The sequence below is a fragment of the Deinococcus sp. YIM 77859 genome, from assembly GCF_000745175.1.
Taxonomy (GTDB): Bacteria; Deinococcota; Deinococci; order Deinococcales; family Deinococcaceae; genus Deinococcus.
In genome coordinates this window covers 1-10,058 of record NZ_JQNI01000001.1, presented here as the reverse complement: position 1 = coordinate 10,058, position 10,058 = coordinate 1, and the positions used below count along the sequence as shown (strand labels likewise).

11 protein-coding genes and 2 pseudogenes are annotated in these 10,058 nt (G+C 68.9%); 8 read left to right on the top strand and 5 right to left on the bottom strand.

The features are described from left to right. Nucleotides 1–822, bottom strand: a pseudogene (locus EI73_RS16895) (ATP-binding protein); the annotation flags it as partial. 329 nt (nucleotides 823–1,151) lie between these two features. On the opposite strand from EI73_RS16895, the gene EI73_RS16135 reads away from it, so the two are divergent. The 6 genes from EI73_RS16135 to EI73_RS00035 all read left to right on the top strand — a co-directional run bounded on the left by EI73_RS16135 (nucleotide 1,152) and on the right by EI73_RS00035 (nucleotide 6,149). Beyond that, on the top strand, nucleotides 1,152–1,799 hold the full coding sequence (locus EI73_RS16135) for a VWA domain-containing protein (RefSeq protein WP_051935334.1): 648 nt from the start codon (nucleotides 1,152–1,154) through the stop codon (nucleotides 1,797–1,799). 135 nt (nucleotides 1,800–1,934) lie between these two features. Further along, nucleotides 1,935–3,095, top strand: coding sequence for a hypothetical protein (locus EI73_RS16130; protein ID WP_051935333.1), 1,161 nt, complete (start codon nucleotides 1,935–1,937; stop codon nucleotides 3,093–3,095). Between the two features lie 293 nt (nucleotides 3,096–3,388). Then, nucleotides 3,389–3,646 carry a hypothetical protein gene (locus EI73_RS16910; RefSeq protein WP_369699451.1) on the top strand — a complete coding sequence of 86 codons (258 nt, stop codon included), beginning with the start codon at nucleotides 3,389–3,391 and terminating at the stop codon, nucleotides 3,644–3,646. A gap of 23 nt (nucleotides 3,647–3,669) precedes the next feature. Further along, entirely contained in the window at nucleotides 3,670–4,311 is a 642-nt protein-coding gene (locus tag EI73_RS00045) for a cyclase family protein (protein ID WP_034382909.1), read from the top strand. After that, a complete protein-coding gene (kynU, locus tag EI73_RS00040) occupies nucleotides 4,308–5,483 on the top strand; it encodes a kynureninase (RefSeq protein ID WP_231557239.1) in 1,176 nt (391 codons plus the stop codon). The genes EI73_RS00045 and kynU overlap by 4 nt, the downstream gene beginning before the upstream one ends. Nucleotides 5,484–5,531: 48 nt before the next feature. Then, complete coding sequence (locus EI73_RS00035; protein WP_034382900.1) at nucleotides 5,532–6,149, top strand: LysE family translocator; 618 nt, start codon at nucleotides 5,532–5,534, stop codon at nucleotides 6,147–6,149. Between the two features lie 14 nt (nucleotides 6,150–6,163). Here EI73_RS00035 and EI73_RS00030 read toward each other — a convergent pair whose 3' ends face one another. Then, a complete protein-coding gene (locus EI73_RS00030; RefSeq protein WP_231557238.1) occupies nucleotides 6,164–6,625 on the bottom strand; it encodes a thioesterase family protein in 462 nt (153 codons plus the stop codon). After that, entirely contained in the window at nucleotides 6,622–6,954 is a 333-nt protein-coding gene (locus EI73_RS00025) for a 4a-hydroxytetrahydrobiopterin dehydratase (RefSeq protein WP_051935335.1), read from the bottom strand. The genes EI73_RS00030 and EI73_RS00025 overlap by 4 nt, the downstream gene beginning before the upstream one ends. Before the next feature lie 120 nt (nucleotides 6,955–7,074). On the opposite strand from EI73_RS00025, the gene EI73_RS00020 reads away from it, so the two are divergent. Together EI73_RS00020 and EI73_RS16125 are read left to right on the top strand one after the other, a co-directional pair. Continuing rightward, nucleotides 7,075–7,836, top strand: a complete 762-nt coding sequence (locus EI73_RS00020; RefSeq protein ID WP_034382898.1) for a hypothetical protein — start codon at nucleotides 7,075–7,077, stop codon at nucleotides 7,834–7,836. A 118-nt stretch (nucleotides 7,837–7,954) separates the two neighbouring features. After that, nucleotides 7,955–8,110, top strand: a complete 156-nt coding sequence (locus EI73_RS16125; protein WP_156103414.1) for a hypothetical protein — start codon at nucleotides 7,955–7,957, stop codon at nucleotides 8,108–8,110. Nucleotides 8,111–8,345: 235 nt separating this feature from the next. Here the strand turns inward: EI73_RS16125 and EI73_RS00010 are convergent, their stop codons facing one another. Continuing rightward, nucleotides 8,346–9,761: a recombinase family protein gene (locus EI73_RS00010; RefSeq protein WP_034382894.1), complete on the bottom strand. Its 1,416-nt coding sequence runs from the start codon at nucleotides 9,759–9,761 to the stop codon at nucleotides 8,346–8,348. Nucleotides 9,762–9,803: 42 nt separating this feature from the next. After that, nucleotides 9,804–10,058, bottom strand: a pseudogene (locus EI73_RS16470) (hypothetical protein); the annotation flags it as partial.

The window sequence follows — 10,058 nt, the reverse complement described above, 5'->3', positions numbered from 1 at the left end:
GGGTGCGAATCATGTTCGCGTACGTCAGGATGTTGTCACTGCTGTAGGTGTTCGCGTGGATAAACGCCACCTCGACCTCGACGCCGCTGTGCGTGCCGCGCATCACAATGGCTGTTCGTACAGCAGCTTGGAGTCGTCGGTGACGAGCGCGCGGGCGAAGTTGGCGATCCCGCCCTTTTCAAAAAACACCTCTTCGCGGATCTCGGTGGAGGTTGGTCCGCTCGTCACGGACCACGATCTTGAGCCCGGTCAGGTACGCCAGTTCGCGCAACCTTCCGCGGATGCGGTCATAGTGAAAGAGGTTCTCGAACTCGCTGAACACGGTGGGATCGGGGTGGAAGGTGACCTTGGTGGCCCACTTGACGTCCTTGGGCGTCGGGCCGAGCACCTCCAGCGGCGTGGTGACGGCGCCCCGCTCAAAGCGGATGTGATGCAGCTGACCGCCCTTGTTGACGGTGACGTCAAGGTAGGTGGAGAGCGCGTTCACCACGCTGCTCCCGACGCCGTGCAGGCCGCCGGACACCTTGTAGGCCCCGCCGAACTTGCCGCCCGCGTGCAGCTCGGTAAAAATCACCTCGATCGCCGGGCGGCCTTCGGACTTCATCACGTCACCGGAATGCCGCGTCCGTTGTCCGTAACGGTCGCGGAGCCGTCCGCGTGCATGATGACGTGGACCTCGGTGGCAAAACCGGCCAAACCCTCGTCGATGGCGTTATCAATAATCTCCGTCAGGAGCTGGTGGTACCCGTCGACGCCGGTGCCGCCCTGCACATACATGCCGGGGCGCTTGCGAACCGCTTCCAAGCCCTTGAGGATGGAGATGGAGTCGGCCGTGTAGGTGTCCGGGGTGCTGGCCTGTTGGGGGGAGCTTGTGTCATGGTCCTCCTGCTGTGTTCCCACTGCGGGGCAATACGGCTTTATTGCGGTAAAAATGGGCGCTACGAGCGCCTCCGAAGGTTTTTCCAGTATACAACCGAAGTTGAAATGGGTCAAATGGATTACGTAACAAGCGTAATCAGGGGTCAGGACTTGTCTGTGTCGCCCGGCAGAGAAAAGGCAGTCTGATTCGCGTGTGATGGGAAAGCGGCCCGCACGGTTTGCCGGGGCAGCCCTTCACGCCGCTCGCCCGGCGGGCAGAATAGGGAGGCTGTATGCATCCTGCCGCTGCTCTCACTGCCGCCGTCCTGCTTGTGGGCGCGTCCGCTCAGCCGGGAAGTCTGTCCCCGAGCGGCGCTGTGCCCGGCGTTACCCTCAGGCGGGCTCCGGCGGCTCCTGCCTGCACCCTCCCCAGCGGCGCCCTCCCCAGCCGAACGCGGGCCGTCTTTGTGCTCGACACCAGTGGCAGCATGCGCGGGATCGGGGACGGACGAGCGGACATCTTTGAGCGGGTCAAGGGGGCGATCAATGCCTACGTGCGATCAGAGCGGCCGGACCGCGTCGAACTGTTCACCTTTGACAGCGGATTGCGCGCGCGCCGGTCGTACGTCTTGCCACGCGATCACGCCCGTTGGAACCGTGATCTGGCGGCGCTGCGAGCAGACGGACAAAACACGTACCTTTACCGCAGCCTGGCCCAGGCCCTGGCGCCGCTTGCAGCCTCCGAGCTGTACGCGACCACCGTCTTTGTCCTGACCGACGGCATAGATAACGACCCGGACCCTGACCAGACGGCGGCGCGCGCGCTGGGGCCTTTCGTGCTCGTGGGCCGCTCGACACGCTGCATTACCTCGCGCTGGGCACCACCATTCCCGCTGACGCCCAGGCTGCCCTGCGGAAGAGCCGCTACGCGCAGGGCCTGACCGTTCCTGTGGGGCAGGTGCCGCAGCTGGGGGTGGGCGCTTTGGGTATACCCTCGCCACGGTCAGCGATCCTGCCCGCGTTCCGGTGCCCTTCCCCGATGGCACGCCCCTCACGCTGGCGCCGGGGAGGCCGGGGTGGCCTTGGCGGAAGCGCAGGCGCGGGGCGGCTCGGCCCGACTGCGGGTGGAGGGACGCTTGCTTTCTGGGACGCCCGTCCTGCTGTGTGCGCCGCCCGCCACCCCGGGGGGGCTTCCCCGCCGCGTGCTGCTGCGCCTCAAGGTTGGTTCGGCGCCCCGCTTAGGCTGGCTGAATCCCGGCGCTGACCGGACCCTGGCGCCCGGCGAGACGGTCACGCTGCGCTACCGCCTGGAGGGGGACGCCGACCTCGGCACGCTGCGCCTGCCCGCAGGGTTAACCGGCGAATGGCAGCACCTGCCCGGCGGCCGTGAGGTGGCCCTGAGGCTCACCAATACGGCTCTGGTGGACGGGCAGCGCGTGACGCCCGCCCTGGTTGGCCCGGCGGGACATCTCCTGCGCCTGCCCCCCGTGACGGGTGGGGCGCTGTCCGCCCCTCGTCCCCTGGCCCTCCTGGGCGCGCTGCTGGGGCTGCTGGCCGCCGCGCTGCTCTTCGTGCTCTTCCTGCGCCGCCCCCGCGCTCGGTCCGCCCCCGCGCCCGTGTTCGCCGCCCCCCCGCCCCAGGTTCGGGGTCTGCGGTACGGCGAAGACCGCACGCTGGCCCTCCTGAGTGCGGACGGAACCGCGACGCCTGTGCCCATCCCGTTGGGAAGCCCCTTTGACCTGGGGCAACTGGCCCGCGTGCCGCACCTCAGCGGCCTGCGGTTTCAGCAGGACCGCTTGGGCCTGCGGCTGCTGCGTTTGCCTCCCGACCTGGAGATTCACGCAGAAGGGCGCTCCCTGGGCGAAGGGGAGGTGCTCGCCCCCGGGACCTCGCTGAGCATCGCTGTAGCGCGCGCGGCGCGGGCGGGTCAGCCTCCGCTGGGTCAGCTCGCCGGCTTGGGGCTTCCCCTGCGCCTGCGGGCCGATGGCGTCACCCTGCACGTGTGCGGGCCCTACGGCGAACATGCCCTGACCCTGCGCCCTGGGATCACCGACGTGGGGGCCGCGCTGCAGGCTCCGGCGCTGCGCGGCCTGAGCGTGACACCCAGCGGGCCGCGCGTGCTCCTTGCCGCGCTGCCCGAGGGCGTGACGCTGCGCCGCGTGGCGGACGGCGCAGACCTGCGGCCCGGCACCTACCTGCCCGCAGAAGCCGAGCTGCACCTGCCCGCCGTGGACTAGCCCCGGTCACGCTGGGCCCGGCGGCGTGAGGGGCCCTTGGCTCCCAACCCACGGGGTACGCTGGGGCACATGGACCTTCTGCGGCTGATTCACGGGTATCAGTTCAATAGCGCGCTGGCCCTTCTTTTTCCTACTCCCTACGCGCTCGCCACCCTGGTGCTGTTCCTGTGGAGTCTGGGTCCAGCCCTGCGGGGCGAGGTGCGGCCGGGTTTTCTGCTGTGGCTGCGTCTGACCTGGGTTCTGACACTGCTGCCGGTCGTGACCGGCGTGGTCCTGGCCGTGGGGGCGCTCGGGTGCCCAGCGCGACGGATGTGGGCGGTGGCGTCACCAAATACGGCCTGCCGGTGGATCCCAGCCGCAACTGGGAGCACTGGATGTACGCGGGCTTTGCCCTGCTGAGCCTGTATGTCACTGAGGTGCTGCTGCAAGGGCGCCTCGTTCACCCGCGCCGCGGCCTGCGCGTGCTGCCGGTGGTCACCCTGTTCCTGTACGGCTGCGCCTACATGGTGGGGCGTGTGGCGGTATTTCCGGGCAGCACACCGGGAACGTGATCGCTTCCCGCTATCTTCTCCCCATGATCGACATTTCAAGGCGGCTGACCCCCGGACATCCCACCTGGCCGGGGGACGCACCCTTTCGGGTCGAGCCCCTGGCCCGTATCGCGCGGGGAGACAGCGTGAACACGGGCGAGCTGCGCACCAGCACCCACACGGGCACCCATGTGGACGCTCCCTGGCACTATGACGATGCAGGGGCGCGCCTGGACGAAGTGAACCTCGCGGCCTACCTGGGACCGTGCCGGGTGGTCACCGTGCGGGCCGAGGAGGGCCTGGTGCCCGCCACCGCCCTGGCGGAGCTGCCAGCACGCCTCCCGCCCCGGCTGCTGCTGCACACGGGTCAGCCCGCCCACTGGGCCGAGTTTCCCCAAGACTTTGCGGCCCTGGCCCCGGAACTGGTGCGCGAGGCGGCGCGGCGCGGCGTGCGGCTCATCGGCACGGACAGCCCGAGCGTGGATCCGCTGACCAGCAAGACGCTTCCCGCCCACCAGGCCTGCCGGGAGACGGGGATCCTCATTGTGGAGGGCCTCAACCTCAGCGCGGTTTCCGATGGAGAATACGACCTCGTGTGCCTGCCGCTGCCGCTTGTTGGTGTCGACGGGGCCCCGGCCCGCGCCCTGCTGCTGCCTGCGGGGACCCTGCCGGAGGAGAGGGCATGAGACGTGACCTCTTCGCGATGCCCCCCGGCATCTACCTCGACGGCAACAGCCTGGGCGTGATGCCCCACGCGGCTCGCGCTGCCGTGCTGCGCCGTCTGGACGAGTGGCAGCGCGACGCGGTGAGCGGCTGGGACCACTGGTTTGAGCTGGCCGAGACGCTGTCGCCTGCCCTCGCGCGGCTGGTGGGGGCGCGTTCCAATGAAGTCATCGCCACGGGCAGCATCACCGCCAATCTGCATGCCCTGCTCGCCACCCTCTACCGTCCGGAGGGTGCGCGGCGCCACCTCGTCGCCACCGCACTCGATTTTCCGTCCGACGTGTACGCGCTGCACGCTTGGGCCGAGCGCTTCGGCGCCGAGCTGCGCCTGATTCCCGCCCGCGACGGCCAGACGCTGCGCGAGGAGGAGATCCGAGCGGCGTTGACGGATGACGTGGCCTTGGTCCTGCTGCCGACGGTGCTGTACCGCTCTGGAGCGCTCCTGGACGTGCCGGGGCTGACCCGCGCCGCGCGGGAACGCGGCATCCTGATCGGCTGGGACGCGGCCCACAGCGTGGGGAGCGTGCCGCACGAGCTGCACGACTGGGGCGCGGATTTCGCGGTGTGGTGTCACTACAAGTACGTGAATGCTGGACCCGGGGCGCCGGGAGGCCTCTACCTGCACGAGCGGCACCATCATCTCGTCCCCGGCCTGCGCGGATGGTGGGGCCACGACAAGGCGACGCAGTTCGAAATGGCCCACACCTTTCGCCCCGCGGCTGGTGCGGGCGCCTACCAGCTCGGCACGCCGCCCATCCTCGCGCTCGCGGCGCTGGAGGGGGCACTCAGCGTGTTTGATACCGTCGAGCTGGCCGAGGTGCGTGCCCGCAGCCTGGAGCTGACCGCGTACCTGATGGCGCTGGTGGAGAGGCACCTTCCCGAACTGCGGGTGGTCACGCCGCGCGAACCCACCCGGCGCGGCGGTCACGTCGCCCTGGCCCACCCACAAGCCCACGCCCTCAGCCTCGCGCTGCGGGCACGCGGCATCACCCCGATTTCCGCGCCCCCGATATCCTGCGCCTCGCTCCCGTCGCCCTCTACAACACCGAGGCGGAGCTCGAGACGACGGTGCAGGTCCTGCGCGAACTGCTCGACACCGGGGCCTACCGGGCGGTGGAGGCGGCGGGGCGGGTGACCTAGGGCGGGCTTCTCGGCGGGCACCGCAGCCGCTTACGCTGCGGGAATGGACGGCACCCTGCTCGGTTTTGCTGTGTTTTCCCTGCTGCTGACCGTCACGCCGGGGGCAGACACAGCCCTGGTGATTCGCGCGGCTCTGGCGGGGGGGCGCGCGGCGGGGTGGGGCGCGGTGCTGGGCGTGTGTAGCGGCCTGCTCTTCCACGCCACCCTCAGCGCCCTGGGGCTCAGCGTGGTGCTCGCTCGGAGCGCTGCCCTGTACGAGGGGGTCAAACTGGCCGGCGCCGCGTACCTGCTGTATCTGGGTCTGCGGGCCTGGCGAGAAGCCCGCCACACGGCCCAGGTCCCCACCACCGAGGGAGGGGCGCTGAGCCTGACCGGCGCTCTCCTCCAGGGGCTTACCACCAATGTCCTGAACCCCAAGGTCGCGCTCTTCTACCTCACGGTGTTGCCGCAGTTCGTGCTGCCGGAAGAGGACGCGCTGCCGCAGGCCTTGGTGCTGGCCCTCATCCATTTCGGCTGGGGTGTGGTGTGGCTGGGCACCCTCGTTCTGCTGATGGGCACGCTGGCGTCTCGGCTTCGCACACCCCGCGTTCGCGCCCTCCTCGAACGGCTCACCGGGGGGGCGATGGTGCTCCTGGGGCTGCGGGTGGCGCTCGACCGCTGACGTGCTCCCCACCCCTAAAAGCCAAAGGCCTCCAGCACCGCTTGCGGCGTACGCTTGGGCCGCCCGGTCGTCGGGTCCACCCAGACCCACTCGGTCTGACACTCCGCGAGGCGCTCCGCCGCTTGGCCGGGCTCGCCTGCGCGGTCGAGGCTGTAGGCGCGAACACTGCGCACACCCGCGTGCTCGGCCAGCACGGTGCGCAGGCGGACGCGGTCGCCAAGCAGCGCGGGCCGGTGGTACGTGATGACGTGTTGCCGGGCAACCGGGACGGCGCCGAGTTGGCTCAGGGCGTCCGTGCCCATGCCCAGGCTGAGGGCGTGGGCACGGGCCACCTGCTCGCACCAGACCAGGTACACGGTGTTGTTGACGTGGTGCAGGTCGTCGAGGTGAGAGGGCTCCACCGTCACGGTGAGTTCGTACCGGCGCCGTGGGGACACGCGGTCCCACAGGAGGTCTACGGGGTGAACCGTCCTCAAGCGCCCGTCACCTCGCGCCACAGGGCATTGACGGCCCGCGCGCCCTCGATGTCGCGCAGGGTGACTCCGCCCGCGTCGTGGGTGAAATAGTTGACCCGCACCCTGCGGTAAAAGATGTGAAGGTCGGGATGGTGGTTTTGCGCCTCTGCGAGCGCTGCCACCCGCACGGCGAAATCCACTCCGGCCTGGTACGTGGCGAAGGGAAACTCGCGAAACAGCTTGCCGTCATCTCCCCACCAGCCCTCCGGTTTGAGGCTCTGAACGTCGCCGTCGGTGAGCTTGCGGCGGGGATCGTAGCCCATGCGAGGGTCGTACACTTCGGGACTCATGCCCGCATGCTACGGGAGGCTGCGTGCAGGGCAAGGGGAGCGGGACGCGGTGCAGGGGGAGGACGCTGCCGGGCAAATCTGCTTGCCCCGGTCACTGCCCGCTTATAGGGTGAGAGACGTATGAAAAAAGCCGCCGCTCTGCTGCTCGGTTCCACCCTCCTGCTGGCGTCCTGCAACAGCACGCCCTCGACGCCGCAGCCCGAAACGGTCTCGGGTCAGGTCAAAGAGCTCAGCGCCAGTCCCTCGGGGACGATCACGTACTCCAGCTGGACGGGCGGTGCCGGCAAGGTTCTCGTCTCGGTGGAGGGCAAGGACAACCTCGTCACGGCTGACCTCACGGCCGACGGCCGATTCAGCCTGACGCTGCCCAGCCTGGATGCCGCGCTGCTCTCGAACCTAGACCTCACTTCGGATCTGCCCGAGGGCTGCACGGGGAGCCTCACGACCTCTGGAGCGAGCAACGCGCGGGGGAACGTGGCCACGTTCCGCGTGCAGGCGGGCAAGAGCGGTGAGATTGCCCCCGCCGGTTTCCAGGTGAGGACCAGTGGCGGCACCCTGGAGTCGGTCAGCATGGAAGGGGGTCTATATGTCTATGCCGACAAGGCGGCGGGGCTATCGGGCCGACTGAACTGTACCCAGGACGGCGTCCCCGTCACGGGGAATATCAACGTGCAGCTGCAAGCGGGCTGGAACAAGATGACGCTCACGCTCTCTGCCACGAAGCAGGGCGGCACGCTTAGCCTCAAGACCGGCTCGCTGCCCGCGCAGTGGCTTTACCTGGAGAATGATTCGGCCCTGTCCCTGGGCCAGCAGTCGCTGAACCGCTCGGCTGCGGCGCAGCCCGTTCTCAAGGTCGCCCAGGCCCTCCCCTTCTTCCGCTGACCCCTTCCTTCCCTCCCACCGCCCTGCCCTTCGCGCGGGGCGGTTCTCCTTGTTGCCCACCTCTCAAGGGTCACCGCCATTCCGCCCACAACAGAACGGCGTACGCTATTCTCCGCCCATGTCGGTGGGCGTACCGCAGAGCGTGTTGAAGGGAACGGGGTCGGGGGTGCTGCCGCCTATGCTCGAGCAGTACGTGGCCCTGCGCGACGCCTACCCTGATTTTCTGCTGCTGTTTCAGGTCGGCGAGATGGAGTTCGGAAACTCCCGCCGATAGCACACATTACCTGCCCGCGGGGAGAGGGCCGTCCAGTGCCTCATCGAGGAGCCGGACGGCCTGCCGCAATTCCGCTCTACGTTGCGGGTCCCGTTCGGTTCGCAGGAGTTCGCCAATGATCTGCCATGCCCGCAGGACGCGCTGGCGATCCTCTCCATCTGGCAATCCGGGGTCGCTGTCGGGGTTCATGCCCTAGCGTACCCCCCGATTCGTTCTGCTGTCGGCCAGCCTCCCGCTAGACCCGCAGCACCACCTCCAGCACCCCGCCCGGCGCGATGCTCAGGCGCGTGCCCGAGCGCAGCAGCACCTCCCGCGTCGGCACCCCCTCCCGCACCAGCCGCCCAATCGCCTCCAGTGTCGCCGCCATGTTCGGCAGTGTGACCACGGGCGGCGGGGCCATCTGTGCCCGAAGCGCCTCGATCTGCTGCCGGGCCGCGTCACGCAGTCCCGCGTACTCGTCGCCGGTCAGCAGCTCCCGCTGATAGTCCGCGAGGTAGCGCTTCAGTTGCCCCTCCAGGCGCTCAATCTCCCGCAGGGTGCGGCTGTGGTCGGGCACGGGCGGCGCGGCGGCGGTCATGTACCGCTCGGGGTGTTCGGCGATCTCCCGCACGATCCGCTCGGCGTGCGCGTGCAGGTCGTTCATGCGGTAGTGGGTGCGCTGGGAGCAGGTGGGTGTGTCCCCGTAGTGGCGGTGTTTGAACGCCCGGGAGCAGCGGTAATGCCGGTAGCTGGTGCGGTTCGACTGCGTGTTCGTGCCGCTCATCGCCCCGCCGCACTCCGCGCAGCGCAGGATGCCGTTCAGCCAGAAGATGTCCGTGTGCTTCTTCGGCTTGCGGCGCAGGCTGTCGCGGGCGAGCTGCCAGGTGTCGGCGTCCACCAGGGCGGGCACGGCGAAGATGAACTCCCGTTTCGCGTGCCGGAGGGTCATCCTGGCCTCGCCCTTGTACGCCGTGTTCTGCGCGATATACCAGACCCGTTGCAGGTGCCAGATGGCATTCATGGGGCTGGGCACCCCGCGGGCGTTCAGGTCGTCGGCGATCTTGCCGGTCGTCTCGCCCCCCACGAGGCGGCGGAAAATCTCGCGCACGATCTCCGCCTCGGCCTCGTCCACTTCGATGCGCCGGACGGGCCGCCCGCCTTCGAGGGTGAACACCTCGCGGTAGCCGTAGCAGCGCCAGTGGTGGGGGATGATCCCGCCCTTCTCGGCCGCGGCCAGTTTGCCGCCGAGCATGCGGCGCTTGATCTGCCGCAGCTCCTGATGAGCGAGCAGCATCCGCACGTCGTAGGTCAGGACGCTGGAATCGTCCTCCGGGTTGTACCAGCCGTCCACGGCGTTGTGGACCTGGAGGCCCAGGCCCAGCAGCTCGTCGAGGATTTTGTGCCCGGCGAGGGGTGTACGGCCCAGGCGGTCCGCCTCGCTGGTGATGATGGCGCTGTAGCGGCCAGCCTCCGCCTTAAGCTGCTCCAGACCTTTGCGCGTCTCGCTGCGCCCGGTGATGATGTCGGTGTAGAGCGCCCCCTCCGGGATGGTGAAGCCCTGGCGGGCAGCGTAGGCCCGGCCCTCGGCCTCCTGGCGAGCCAAGCCGTAGCGGTCATCGCGGGCAAGGAGGTGATTCGAGACGCGAATGTAGAGGGCCGCGGGACGGGTCACCCGGCCACCTCCATCCTCAACCCCTGGGGCAGGGGCAGGAACTTACCAGGAGATTTGCGTTCCATCGATGCTGGTTCCGCCTGGGCACTCTGCCCTGAATTGCGTGCTGGTGATCGTCACCGTGCACCCCAGGCTCTTGAGGCTGTTCACCGGCACGAACATCACGTCGTTGTCCACATAGGGCGCGGCGGGCAACGTGACGCCCTCTGCCGTCACCTTCTTGCCTTCCTCAAAGGTCAAGCGCTGCCCCGCGACGTTCAGCCGGTAGGATTCGTTGGCGAGCACGTCGAGCGTGCC